Raw genomic sequence first — 13,520 nt, forward strand, 5'->3', positions numbered from 1 at the left:
AGCGCTTACATTAGTAGAGAGAACTTCTCATCATGTACTTGCTCGGCCAAACAGATGTTAACTATACTGTATTGAATTGTGAACATTTTTTGTCTACGCAATTATAGCAAATCTTTTCAATTGTCGTCTATGGCTTTTCAATTTTTTGGATTTTTGCTATAGCGTTCTTTTTGAAGAACAACCTCTATAAGTAGGAAAGAGAGGAGCATGAACCATGGAACATATCAAAGAACATCATATGCGTTCCATCTTCAAGTCCGGCCACCGAATTACTGTTGAAGGCCCCGTGCAGGCCGAGGAGATAACCCATCTTGCCTTCCATCCAGATCTGGATGCCTTTCGGCGCCCAACGGAGCAGCAGGAAGCTCTGGCCGAGATCGCAGCATTGCCTGAAGGGCGAATTATCATTGCACACGAAAATGAAACGATTATCGGCTATGTAACCTTTCACTATGCGGATGATTGTGAACGCTGGTCCGAGGGTAATATGACTGATCTGATTGAGCTTGGGGCAATCGAGGTTGCGGATGACTATCGCTCGCTTGGCATTGGACGTGAGATGTTGCTTACTGCTCTGGAAGATAAATACATGGAGAACTACATTATTTTCACCACAGAATATTATTGGCATTGGGATCTGAAGGGCAGCGGACTAAACGTATGGGATTATCGCAAAATGATGGAGAGGCTGATGGAAACGATCGACATGACCTGGTATGCAACAGACGACCCCGAAATCTGTTCACATCCTGCGAACTGTTTGATGGTACGTATCGGAAGTCAGGTGCCCATCACATCGGAAGAACAGTTTGATCGTGTACGCTTCCGCCATCGGTTCATGTACTAATTCAATGATCTGTTCGAAAAACGATATACATAACAAAAACCGCCTCTCGCAGCGTTGCTCCATACTTCATGGAACAGCTAATCGAAGAGCGGTTTTTCATTGATTTTGGGTTGGCATTGCAATCGTAATTTATGCCATTACATATTTTCTAACATATGTTCCACAATGCGGTGTGAACGCTGGGAAGATTCAACCGTAAATTCAGCGAAGTTAACATGCGCCGAACCATCCGCTTTATCAGACATCCCACGCAGGACAACAAATGGTACACGATTCATGTAACAGACCTGAGCGACTGCTGCCCCTTCCATCTCGGCACATGCACCGTCCATTTCGGTATATAACATGTTAACCGTATCTTTATTTGCAATAAATTGGTCTCCAGATAACACTTTACCGATCAGGTAATTGGCTCCCTGTGCTTTACACGCTTCTTCAGCCAGTGTAATAAGCGAAGCCTCGGCAGGGAATGCAGATGTCTCCTGGTAAGGAATAACCCCGCGTGCAAACCCCAGTGGCGTTACATCCATGTCGTGCTGAACACATACAGACGATATAACCATATCTCCAATGTTCAGCTCCGGGTTAACTGCACCCGCAACACCTGTGAAGATAATCCGATTAACCTGAAAACGATCAATCAAGATCTGCGTTGTAACCGCTGCATTTACTTTGCCTACGCCGGATTTGCACACGACAATATGCTTGCCCAGCCACTCGCCCGCAACGTATGTAATGCCGGTTTGTTTGACCGTCTCAAGCTGCTTCATACCTGCCAGCAAAAGCTCGACTTCCTCATCCATCGCTCCGATAATACCAATGGTTTCACTCACCTTCAGATACCCCCTGTTTTCATTTTTAAACTAATTCAGCACAAAAGCTCCGTCTCCGGAGCTTTCGCATATCCACTATGTAGAGAGAATGACTTCTCCCTTACTGTATATAATCCCGATTAAACTACATCTGCGTGACTTACAGACAGACGTAGAATCGTTTCATGCGGCAAAATAACCCGTGGGTTCTCCACATTTTCTTTCTTCATCAACTTGGTCAGCAAACGCATCGCTACTGCGCCAAGGTCGTACATTGGCTGAGCCACTGTTGTCAACTGAGGACGCACCATGGAAGCCATACGGATGTTATCCACACTAATAATGGAGAAGTCATCCGGTACTTTCAGACCGTCATCCTGAATGCTGTGAATAGCACCAATGGCCATTTCATCTGTAGCAGCAAAGATAGCTGATGGTTTTTTCTTGAGTCCAAGGAAATATTTCATTGCTTCCACACCGGATTCATATCGATAGTTACCGATTCGAACAAGATCCTCCTGGTATTCAATCCCCGCTGCTTCCAGTGCTTTTTTGTAACCTTGGAAACGGGCATATCCATTCGCCGGATCTTGCAGTGTACCACTGATCATCGCAATTTCCTTGTGTCCATGACGAATCAGGGTGTTTACCGCATCAAACGCAGCCGACTCATGGTCAATATCCACCGAAGGGAATGTGCCCTTCTCATCACTTGTTGCACAAAGTACAATCGGCACAGCCGCAGACTGGAACGCCTGAATGTGTTCGTCCGTTACTGTTCCGCCCATGAAGAGCAGTCCGTCTACTTGTTTTTCGAGCAACGTGTTGATAACACGAATTTCTTTTTCTTTCTTCTTATCTGCATTACACAAAATAATATTGTAGTGATACATATTCGCAATATCTTCAATTCCGCGGGCAATCTCCGCGAAGGTTGAGTTCGAAATATCCGGAATAACAACCCCGACCGTGGTTGTCTTCTTGCTTGCCAGACCTCTGGCTACCGCATTCGGACGATATCCCAACCGCTCGATGGCTTCATATACTTTTTTCCGCGTTTGCGGTTTGACATTAGGGTTATTATTAACTACCCGTGATACCGTTGCCATAGACACTCCAGCTTCACGTGCCACATCATAAATGGTTACCGTCACAGTACTTCTCTCCATTACCAGTAAATTTTCATACCATTTTCATTAAGATTTATATTACGACAAATTTTTGCATTAATCAATTAAAATAGGCTTTAGGACTCACTCAAAACATTCGTAAGTGTGGTTCTAGTAATATCTGAATGGGAAGTATGCCATACAGGAATTCCCTTTTTAATCAGGATCGCCTGTGGAGATTCGTGCTTAACACCCAGCTTGTCTGCTGCTTCATTGGATACCGGGCGATCTTCCACAACATAGATAATGCCATATTTCACTTGTTCATTGGCATTGTTAAGCAAATAATCGTTCATCTCCTGATAAGCGTTTGAGCTGATCGGACAGCGCGTGCTATGCTTAAACAGAAGCAAGGGTTGATCCTTGGTAGCCTCCACTGCGGAGTTTAGCTGTTCAATACTTGTCATTTTAGTCATGTCAGCCATTAGATATACATCCCCCTTTACCAGGAATACCGCTATGTTGAGCGTTTTCACTCTTCGATATCTTAACAAAAAGTGCGCGAAAAAGCCAATTTTCATGAAAACAAGCATTTTACACGTCAAAATTAGACAGCATTTGAGAAGTACTCCTGCCACACAAATCCGGATAATTGACTTAATCTACGCTCCGTGGTCTCCATCCACGCTGCATCACCAGACTTCGTTGCGTAACCCATAATGTCCAGCAGCAGATTGATACGCTCCTCCACTGCTTGCTGCATACGATGTTCCATCTCCCGATCGGTCGCATCCGGCCAGGCCAGCAGTAACTCATGAAACAGGTCTGCCAGTTCATTACGTTCACCAAAAGATACGTCTTGCTTCACGGGCTGTTCACCCAATGTGTTAATGCATTCTGTTAAGTCCGGCTTGACCGGCGGAAGCACTTCATATGATACACAGTCTGTACACGCAAATACGGGTACGTTTCGAATCTCCACTTTTTTGGCGTACACCACTGTTCTTAATTCCAACTCCATTACATGTCCACATCTGCACGACTTGCGCACCACCATCACCCCATTCGTTCTATACTCTATATAAGTACCATTCGACCTATTTCGGCTCAAATCCTGCTATAAACGAAAGGTTGCACAAATTACCACTCCCTCCAGATGAAGGTTGTCGAATGCAGGCAGTTACTGACTTGTAATCGCTTCCTCCAAACTGAATATGCACTTCCATGAAGTCCCTTGGAGAATCTGTTACAATTAAAGACGCAACAGACCTAATCACCACAAAAAGGAGAGATGGACATGAGATTAACCGGCAAAAAAGTCATCGCTCTGGTCGATGAAGAATTCGAGGATTTAGAATTGTGGTACCCTGTACATCGGGTTCGTGAAGAAGGTGCAGAAGTGCATCTTGCTGGAGAGAAAAAAGGAAAAACCTATATTGGCAAATATGGTGTGCCTGCTGAAGCCGAATACAGTTTCGATGAACTCGACAGTTCAGATTACGATGGCATTCTCGTGCCAGGCGGCTGGGCACCAGACAAGCTGCGTCGTTATCCCAAAATACTGGAGCTTGTAAAGGAAATGAATGCAGACCGGAAACCGATTGGACAGATCTGTCATGCGGGCTGGGTGCTGATTTCTGCCAAAATTCTGGACGGGGTTACAGTAACCTCTACACCAGGCATTCGGGATGACATGGAAAATGCAGGTGCTATCTGGAAAGATGAAGCCGTTGTTGTTGATGGACATATCATCTCAGCTCGTCGCCCGCCTGACCTTCCCCCTTATGGCAAGGCATTCTGTGATGCACTCGCTGACAAGTAAAAATAACCCCATTGTGCTCTCATGCACAGTGGGGTTATTTTATATAACAAGGTTTCCAACAAATAATTATCACAAATGTAAATATATTAACTTAAAGGTATTTATATCCAGTTATCCTAATTACGATGCGTTCGAACCACTTTGTTCATCCGGACTTCCCGTGGAGTCATTAAAGACTTGCAGTCGCTCCTCAATATCTCCGCTGGTCCGTAAGGCGAAGCACTTTCGCGCTTCTTCTTTGGCGGTCGATGCTGTTGTGTTCAGCACTCTGTGCTTCACACGTAACAAGGATTGTGGAGACATACTCAAGTGGCGAATGCCAAGCTCCAACCAAAGCGGAATGGCACGTTCGTCCCCTGCCATCTCTCCGCACACACTGACATCAATTCCAGCCGTATGAGCCGCATCTGCTGTCGCACGAAGCATCCGCAGAACAGCCGGATGATAGGGGTGATACATATGAGCAATCTGCTCATTCATTCGATCTACTGCAAGTACATATTGAACCAGATCGTTCGTACCAATACTGAAGAAATCAGCTTCCTCTGCGAGCAGATCAGCAATCATCACCGCTGCAGGAACTTCGATCATAATTCCCACCTGAATGTGAGGATCGTATGATAATCCCCGCTCGTCCAGATCAGACATCGCCTCACGGAGAATCTCATTGGCCTGTTGAAGTTCTTCCACCGAAGAGATCATCGGGTACATGATTTTGACATTTCCGGCCGCACTGGCACGCAAGATGGCTGTAAGCTGTGTTTTGAACAGATCCTTGCGGTCGAGACTAATCCGAATGGCACGGTACCCCAGAAACGGATTGTCTTCCTCCGGCAATTCAAAATAATCGAGTTGCTTGTCACCACCGATATCCAGTGTACGAATAACAACAGATTGTCCTGCTGTTTTCTCTGCCACAAGACGATATACCTCATACTGTTCTTGCTCACCCGGGAACGTAGCACGGTCCATATACAAAAACTCTGTTCGGAACAAGCCCACACCTTTGGCTCCTTGTTTCAAAGCAAGGTCCAATTCCTTCACCGAACTGATATTGGAAGCCAAGTGCAAAACGGCCCCATCTTTGGTTACAGCATCCACGGTAGCAAGGACTTGAAGTTGTTCCTTTTTCTTCAGTTGCTTGCTGCGAAGCATGGTATACCGTTCAATGGTCTTGCGATCCGGGTCCGTAAATACCAAGCCATTGTCACCATCCACCACAAGCATATCCCCTGTCTCTACCGGCATGCCAAGACTCGCTTCCAGACCGGAAACGAGAGGAATGCCAAGGGCACGAGCCATAATCGCAGAATGTGATGTTTTCCCACCAATCAAGGTCACGATCCCTAGCACATGGGTCGGATTCAGATGCGCTAGTTGAGATGGCGACAGTTCTTTGGCAACGAGTACATACGGCTGGGTATCCGAAGGAAGTGTAATCTCCGGTGCACCGAGCAAATGCTTGAGCAGACGGTTACCCACATCCTTGATATCAATGGCCCGCTCTTTCATATACTCGTCTTCCAGCAAGTCAAACATCGTGACAAAGTGGTCAATGGCTTCTTTGACCGCCACTTCTGCTGCCTTATATTGACGCTCAATAATACCGCGAATTTCGTTCATGAATACCGGATCTTCGAGGATTGCCAGATGTGCATCAAAGATACTGGACTCCTCTGGACCAACAACTTCCTTGAACTCATTTTTGATATATTCAATCTCATCCTTAGATGTCCGTATGCCCTCATACAGCCGTTCGAACTCTTGGGCGAGATCCACCGAATCCATCTTCTGATCCGGCAGATCCCATTCCCAACTGGGCAGGACAAATGCTTTGCCGATGGCTATGCCTGCAGCTCCGTTGATGCCTTGTATCTTCATTCTACCCCTCCAACGTTCCTGTCATAGAGCACCACGGACATAACGGATGCCTGACCTTTCTTAACTTGCTTAAATGGAGCAAAACTCCACGATTTTACACGATCTGGATTCGTAATTACCATTGGTGTTGTTAGTGACGCCGCTTGCTCGCGGAGTACTGCCAGATCAAACTTGATCAACAACTGCCCCGGCTCCACCGTATCGCCCTCCTGAACAAAAGCTTCAAAATGGCCTTTCAACTGAGAGGTATCGATGCCGATATGCAGCAACACTTCAAGCCCCTCACGGGTAGATATACCCAAGGCATGCATGGTCGGGTACAAGTGCATAATCGTTCCGTACACGGGTGAGACCAGCTCTCCCTTTTCCGGGACAAAGGCTACACCATCACCGACAAGCTTGGCTGCAAAGATCTGATCCGGCACCTCTTCAATCGGGAGCATTTTGCCCTGAACGGGGGCACAGAACAGAACCTGTTGCAGATCTCTTTCCAGCAGCTTCGCGATTTCTTCCCGAATCAATTCCGAGTAGGTCCCGAATACCACCTGTACGTTACCGCCACCCAGCTTGATCAGTCCAGCGGACCCCATACTCTTCATGGCACCCGTGTCGATCAGGCGGTCATCATGCACAGTCAGACGAAGACGTGTAATACATGCTTCAACCTGTACAATGTTACTCTTCCCACCCAATGCTTCGAGGATTAAAGGTGCCTGATAAGGAATGTTACCTACCCAATCTTCCAGCATGGAGCCCTCTTCACGTCCTGGTGTTGGAATCTTGAACGTACGAATCGCCCATCGGAACAGAAAGTAGTAAACCAGCCCATATAGTATGCCAATCGGAATGAGCTTCCAAGCATTCTCCGATAGATGGAAATTGAGTATGTAATCAATAATACCTGCGGAGTAAGAAAATCCATGCCGGATATCAAGCCAGTAACTAATCCACATGGCAACGCCGGACATCACTGCATGCACGATGAACAGATATGGTGCCGCGAACAAAAAAGCAAACTCAATCTGTTCCGATACCCCGGTTAGAAAACAAACGAGTGCCGATGTCAGAAAAGTTTTCTTGATCTTTGGTTTCAGATCTTCCCTGGCTTCCTGAATAATAGCAAAGGCTATTGCCGGAATGGCAAACATCATGATGGGAAACAAACCTGCCATAAAGAATCCTGCTGTTGGATCACCTGCAAAAAATCGGGGCAAATCCCCTTGCACAATGTTACCATCAGGCGTTTCAAACGTCCCTAACTGGAACCAAAACACATTGTTAAGCAGGTGATGAAGCCCAAAAGCAACCAGCACCCTGTATAACACCCCGTAGATGAATAGTCCAAAACCCCCGAGACTGTATTCCCAGGTAGCAATGCCGTTCAATCCATGCTGTAGGATCGGAGCGAGCCATAACATAAAACAGGAGAACAATGCCGAACAGAGTCCGACAATGAGCAAAACAAACCTTGAACCTCCAAAAAATTGTAAAATTTCAGGCAGTTTAATGCTTTTAAACCGATTATGCATCCCACCGGCAAGCGCGCCGAGTATGATTCCGATTAAGGAAGCGGGCTGAACGGTGCCATCCCCGAAGTTCCGAGTCACCTGATCATATATCACGATACCAGCCAGAGCAGCAAGTCCCGCTTGTCCGGCCTGGTTGGAGAGTCCCAGTGCTACACCGACAGCGAACAGATACGGTAAGAAATAAAAAATACCGTGTCCGGCCACGGTAGACACTTCACCGACAATATCCAATCCCCAGGCGTCCCAAGGCAGACTGCCAACACTGAGCAAAATTGCGGCGGCGGGCAGGACCATTGTAGGCAGCATTACCGCTCGTCCGAGCTGCTGCAAGGATCCGAGCCAATTCATGGCGACCTCTCCTTTCTATCCTAGATGGTAAGCTTTACGCAACGTTTTGTCAAAGCAAAACAGTAACCAATTGGTAATTAATACGGCAAAAATAGAACAGAAAAAATCCCGTCAACTTCAAGTTAACGGGATTCATCCTATAATCATTCAATTGGTTCAGATCAGGAGATCATTCGATCACAGGTGAACGAGCCTCTCAGCCGCGTCCAGCGCCGCGCAGAACGATGGAATCCTCTACCTTGATACAACGATTCGTTACCGCTATCATGCCGTTCTCTGCAGCAATCTGGACCGCTTCATCACTATGGATGCCAAGCTGCAACCACAGCACATTTGCTTTGATGGCAGCGGCGTCACGAGCGACATCCGCGCAAAACTCTTCGCGACGAAACACATTGACAATGTCTACCGGCTCTGGGATATCCGCGAGTGTAGCATATACCGTCTCTCCCAGGATTTCACCTTGCACCTGTGGATTAACCGGGATGATGCGATAACCTCTGCTCTGCATGGCTTCTGCCACCATATAGGAAGTGCGATCTGATTTGTCTGATAAGCCGACGACTGCGATGTTGCCTGCCTTGCGCAAAAGTTGTCCAATTTCTTCACGAGTAGGGTTGTTAAATTCCATGTTCAAGCACCATCCTTTTCTGATTAAAGTGCGTGTTCAAAAAAAACAGGTTTTCAGTTATTTACTCTTTTACCCATTGAACCGAGGCGCCAAGCGCCTGCAAATGATCGAAATATTGCGGATAAGACTTGGCTACATGGTGTGCATCCCGAATACGAAGCGGCTCCTTGGAACGCAGACCAACGACAGTGAGCGCCATAATTACGCGATGATCGTAGTGAGCGTTAATCTCCACGCCGCCTTCAACGCCTTCTGGACGTCCGTGTACAATAATCTCAGCTTGACGCTCTTCAACGTTCGCTCCTGCCTTCCGCAGTTCGTTCAAGTAATCGGTGATTCGGTCACATTCCTTGTAACGCAGGTTCTCTACATTATAGAACCGTGACGTGCCTTCCGCAAACACAGCTGCGGCTACCATAGCCAAAACGGCGTCCGTCGCGGCATCCCCATCGAATTCGATTGCTTTCAGTCTGCCATTACCTTGAACGTGTACGACATCGTTCTCATGTGTCAATGGCACTTCCATCATGCGCAGAACGTCAACGATGGCACGTTCACCCTGTTTGCTCTGCTCCATCAGGCGCAGAATTTTCACATCAGACTGTGTAACCGCTGCTGCGGCAAGAACGGCTGCCGAGCCCGGATAGTCCCCTTGAACCGTGTAGGTCGTCGGCTGGTAAGCCTGTCCACCTGGTACACGGAAGGACATGTAATCATCACTTGCATGGATAACGATGCCTGCCTGCTCCAGCACTTCCAGCGTCTGTCCGATAACGACCTTGGACTTCAGGTCATTCAGTACTTCGATGGTGCTGTCTTCTGCAAGCAACGGCGTAACAAACAACAATGCACTCAGATATTGGGAGCTGACGGAGCCGGATACACGAATGTGTCCACCCTTGGCATTGCCACCCTTGATTGTAATTGGCAGGCGTCCTTGTTCATGCTGTACATCTACACCCAATTGACCAAGCGCATCGATCAGGTCATCATGTGGACGTTTGCCCAGTGAATCCGGGTACGTATTCACAAATGTAACGTCAGGGCAGAGCGCTGTAACGCCCATCAGGAAACGAAGTACAGCACCCGCATTCCCTACATTCAATTCACGCACATCACGGGGATGACTGCCAAAACCCTGGATCACAATCTTGCTGTCGTCTTCTTCAAGTACTGCCCCCAGATCACGAATACATCTGCGCATGGCGTCACTGTCTTCACTGTGTGCTGGGAAATGAATGGTACTTGTGCCTTCCGCCAGCGCAGCAGCCAGCAAATAGCGAGTAGTATAATTTTTGGAGGACAGAGCCCCGATTTCCCCGTTCAGAGTGGGGGTTGGTTTAACAATAACGTCCATGGATGAAATTCTCCTTCATTGATTATATTGTGGCCAAATTGACATTCCGTGCATCGCTTGGGTATCATTATAGCGTTAAGTCCATACAGAAAAGAGGACCTGAATATGACACAAATAGCTGAAATTGAAACGTCTGAGCTGCGCCGCCGTTTACAGGCGGGAGAGAAGCTGCAGATGATAGACGTCCGCGAGGACGATGAAGTCGCGCAAGGCATGATCGAAGGAGCCAAGCATATTCCGCTTGGACAGATTCCGGACCGACTGTCTGAGATTGAGAAATCAGGCGAGATCGTGATCATCTGTCGTAGCGGTTACCGCAGTGAGCGTGCATGTGAATATCTGCAGCAACTGGGATATGAAGGCTGTACAAACATGGTCGGCGGTATGCTTCAGTGGCAACAGGAAGACTAGAGAACCCCGGAGCGGAGCGAAGTCATTTGTAACCTTGTGACCTCTGCTCTGGCTCCACTTCTAGAAACGGGCCTATATGGCCCGTTTTGTTATATCTGCCACCACCTATCACCCATCAAACTTCGATGATAACAAGCTTAGACGCGGTAATGCGCTAAAATTAAACGAGTCACTTCAGCAGCGGATAACTCCGTTGTATCCACCGTATAATGTGCGAACCGGTATGCGTCTTTCCGTTCTTCCATAATTGCCTGAATGCGTTCCTCTGCATTACCCGCGAGGAGTGGGCGATTGTCACAGCCACTAACACGCTCTACAATCACTGCCGGATCAGCAGTCAAGGCAACAACCCAACCATTTTTCAACATCACGTCACAATTATCCGAACGCAGCACCACGCCACCTCCGGTCGCTATGACCTGTGACTTCTTCTCCAGCACCGAGCATAACATGCGGCTCTCGGCATCACGGAAATACGTCTCTCCCTTGCCAGTGAACAATTCCGGAATCGTACAGCCTTCCTCTTTTTCCACCGCGGCGTCTACATCAATCAATCGATAACCAAGCTCGCGTGCAAGCATGTCAGCGACGGTTGATTTGCCGGTTCCCATCATACCAATGAGAATAATATTGTTAGACTTGCTCAAGGTGTACACTCCTTTAATTCAAGCAATTCGTGAGCACTTTTGTCCTATCATAACACAGCCCTGCGGACTGGGAAAGACCATCTCCTTACCGACTTCCTTTCGACCATCCGCAAGTACTTCCAAGACAGATTAAGTAACTCCCGGCGTCTGAGCCTACGTCAGATCACCCTCAAGCAGTTTTGAGCACCCAAACGTCTAAAATAGTAACCATCCAGCAACCTAACGAACTCCTATGAGCTTTTTTACCTAAAATAGGAGCAGTTAAACTTCTAACGAATCTCAGTAAACTTATTTCAAAAAATCACCGTCAAAACCTCGACATCTCGCTACGAATTATCTGAATAGGCCTTCTGAGTTCGTTAAAAAATAGAACCGGCTCATTTTGCCAAAATAGAGTGTCTCCTGTTCATTAGGTCTAGAACCAGCTACATATCTTCTCCATAAACACTATTACTGTATAACACAGTAAAAAAGAGGCCTAGCGTTAACCGGCAATCACCGGAACGCCAAACCTCTTTTGAGCCCCTTAGCAGGCCAAACCTGCCACTTAAAGGGGCACTAGCCAAATCATAATAGAATTGTATATGTGGTACTACTCCATCCAATTGTGGTGGAAGCTGCCTTCTTTGTCCACACGTTTGAACGTGTGAGCACCGAAGTAGTCACGTTGAGCTTGCAGCAAGTTTGCTGGCAAACGCTCTGTACGGTAGCTGTCGTAGTAAGAAAGAGCGCTGGAGAAGCCAGGTACCGGAACACCTTGTTTTACAGCAGCCGCTACAACTTCACGCCATGCGCCTTGATAAGACTCAACGATGTTTTGGAAGTAAGGATCCAAGAGCAGGTTTTTCAGAGCTGCATCTTTATCATAAGCTTCTTTAATGTTTTGCAGGAACTGCGAACGGATGATGCAGCCACCGCGGAAGATCATGGCAATGTTGCCGTATTTCAGATCCCAGCCATACTCGTCGGAAGCTGCACGCATTTGTGCAAATCCTTGTGCGTAGGATACGATTTTACTTGCAAAGAGGGCTTTACGAACGCTCTCGATGAACGCTTTTTTGTCGCCGGAGAACGCTTCAGTCGCTGGTCCATTCAGGATTTTGCTAGCTGCTACACGCTCGTCCTTCATCGCAGACAGGAAACGGGAGAATACGGATTCTGTAATCATGGACAATGGTACGCCGAGATCCAGCGCGCTTTGGCTTGTCCATTTACCTGTTCCTTTTTGTCCAGCAGCATCCAGAATGACGTCAACCATTGGTTTGCCCGTTTCTGGATCGTATTTGGAGAAGATATCTGCTGTGATTTCAATCAGGTAGCTATCCAGCTCTCCTTGATTCCATTCCGTAAAGATCGCATGCAGCTCTTCAACGGAAACGTTCAATACGGATTTGAGCAAATGGTACGCTTCACCAATCAACTGCATATCTCCGTACTCGATACCGTTATGCACCATTTTCACATAGTGTCCGGCACCGTCTGGTCCAATATATGTACAACATGGATCGTCACCGACTTTGGCCGAGATTGCCGTCAGGATCGGTTCAACCAGTTTATAAGCACTTTCCTGTCCACCTGGCATGATGGAAGGGCCTTTCAGTGCGCCTTCTTCACCACCGGATACACCTGTACCGATGAAACGAATGCCTTTGTCTTCCAACTCTTTGCTGCGACGTTGCGTGTCAGGGAAGTATGCGTTCCCTCCATCAATGATGATGTCGCCCTCATCCAGGTGAGGAAGCAGTTGTTCAATGGTAGCGTCGGTCGCTTTACCAGCTTGTACCATGATCAAAATTTTGCGCGGGGATTCCAGGGATGCTACGAACTCTTCAATGGAGAATGAGCCTGTCAGGTTTTTACCTTCAGCTTCTTTCAGAAGATCATTGGTTTTCTCGGGGGAACGGTTAAATACCGATACTGAGAAACCTTTGCTTTCAATGTTAAGGGCCAAATTTTTGCCCATGACAGCCAGGCCAATTACGCCAATTTGTTGTTTTGTCATCTGGTCCTCCATCCTTTGCTCCAATTAATTTTATTGAAATAAATTCTCAACAATACTCCCATTTTAACGGTTTTATGTATAGAAGTGAACCCCGTGGCACAGCTACGCAACGAGAAAACACCCC

General features: G+C 47.2%; 13 protein-coding genes. 3 read left to right on the forward strand and 10 right to left on the reverse strand.

Translation table 11 applies throughout. The annotated features are described in order from the left end of the window. The first annotated feature begins 214 nt into the window (after window positions 1-214). Complete coding sequence (locus tag MHH25_RS20435) at window positions 215-847, forward strand: GNAT family N-acetyltransferase (protein WP_340017937.1); 633 nt, start codon at window positions 215-217, stop codon at window positions 845-847. A gap of 137 nt (window positions 848-984) precedes the next feature. On the opposite strand, the gene MHH25_RS20440 is transcribed toward MHH25_RS20435, so the two are convergent. From MHH25_RS20440 to MHH25_RS20455, 4 genes are all read right to left on the reverse strand, one after another. After that, a complete protein-coding gene (locus MHH25_RS20440) occupies window positions 985-1,680 on the reverse strand; it encodes a 5'-methylthioadenosine/adenosylhomocysteine nucleosidase (protein ID WP_340017938.1) in 696 nt (231 codons plus the stop codon). Between the two features lie 119 nt (window positions 1,681-1,799). Then, window positions 1,800-2,813, reverse strand: a complete 1,014-nt coding sequence (gene ccpA, locus MHH25_RS20445) for a catabolite control protein A (protein ID WP_036674877.1) — start codon at window positions 2,811-2,813, stop codon at window positions 1,800-1,802. A gap of 92 nt (window positions 2,814-2,905) precedes the next feature. Then, window positions 2,906-3,253, reverse strand: coding sequence for a bacillithiol system redox-active protein YtxJ (ytxJ, locus tag MHH25_RS20450; RefSeq protein WP_036674876.1), 348 nt, complete (start codon window positions 3,251-3,253; stop codon window positions 2,906-2,908). 122 nt (window positions 3,254-3,375) lie between these two features. After that, window positions 3,376-3,789, reverse strand: a complete 414-nt coding sequence (locus MHH25_RS20455) for a hypothetical protein (protein ID WP_083677402.1) — start codon at window positions 3,787-3,789, stop codon at window positions 3,376-3,378. A 276-nt stretch (window positions 3,790-4,065) separates the two neighbouring features. Here MHH25_RS20455 and MHH25_RS20460 point away from each other — a divergent pair, with 276 nt between their 5' ends. Continuing rightward, complete coding sequence (locus MHH25_RS20460) at window positions 4,066-4,590, forward strand: type 1 glutamine amidotransferase domain-containing protein (RefSeq protein ID WP_076328047.1); 525 nt, start codon at window positions 4,066-4,068, stop codon at window positions 4,588-4,590. Window positions 4,591-4,710: 120 nt separating this feature from the next. Here the strand turns inward: MHH25_RS20460 and ptsP are convergent, their stop codons facing one another. The 4 genes from ptsP to aroA form a co-directional block, all read right to left on the reverse strand. Next, window positions 4,711-6,471 (reverse strand): phosphoenolpyruvate--protein phosphotransferase, encoded by a 1,761-nt coding sequence (gene ptsP, locus MHH25_RS20465; protein WP_036674873.1) that lies wholly within the window; start codon window positions 6,469-6,471, stop codon window positions 4,711-4,713. Continuing rightward, window positions 6,468-8,348, reverse strand: a complete 1,881-nt coding sequence (locus MHH25_RS20470) for a glucose PTS transporter subunit IIA (RefSeq protein WP_036674872.1) — start codon at window positions 8,346-8,348, stop codon at window positions 6,468-6,470. Before MHH25_RS20470 ends, ptsP begins: the two co-directional genes overlap by 4 nt. 196 nt (window positions 8,349-8,544) lie before the next feature. Then, the gene (locus tag MHH25_RS20475; RefSeq protein WP_340017939.1) at window positions 8,545-8,979 is read right to left on the reverse strand and encodes a CoA-binding protein; all 435 of its coding nucleotides are present in this window, start codon (window positions 8,977-8,979) and stop codon (window positions 8,545-8,547) included. 61 nt (window positions 8,980-9,040) lie between these two features. Continuing rightward, window positions 9,041-10,336 carry a 3-phosphoshikimate 1-carboxyvinyltransferase gene (aroA, locus tag MHH25_RS20480; RefSeq protein WP_047843705.1) on the reverse strand — a complete coding sequence of 432 codons (1,296 nt, stop codon included), beginning with the start codon at window positions 10,334-10,336 and terminating at the stop codon, window positions 9,041-9,043. A 105-nt stretch (window positions 10,337-10,441) separates the two neighbouring features. On the opposite strand from aroA, the gene MHH25_RS20485 reads away from it, so the two are divergent. Beyond that, window positions 10,442-10,747, forward strand: a complete 306-nt coding sequence (locus tag MHH25_RS20485) for a rhodanese-like domain-containing protein (protein WP_017687407.1) — start codon at window positions 10,442-10,444, stop codon at window positions 10,745-10,747. A gap of 137 nt (window positions 10,748-10,884) precedes the next feature. On the opposite strand, the gene MHH25_RS20490 is transcribed toward MHH25_RS20485, so the two are convergent. Then, window positions 10,885-11,394, reverse strand: a complete 510-nt coding sequence (locus tag MHH25_RS20490; protein WP_036614703.1) for a shikimate kinase — start codon at window positions 11,392-11,394, stop codon at window positions 10,885-10,887. 592 nt (window positions 11,395-11,986) lie between these two features. Beyond that, a complete protein-coding gene (gene gndA / locus MHH25_RS20495) occupies window positions 11,987-13,396 on the reverse strand; it encodes an NADP-dependent phosphogluconate dehydrogenase (protein WP_036614715.1) in 1,410 nt (469 codons plus the stop codon). Window positions 13,397-13,520 lie beyond the last annotated feature (124 nt).

Origin of the sequence: Paenibacillus sp. FSL H3-0457 (assembly GCF_037981725.1) — a bacterium.
Lineage (GTDB): Bacteria > Bacillota > Bacilli > Paenibacillales > Paenibacillaceae > Paenibacillus > Paenibacillus amylolyticus.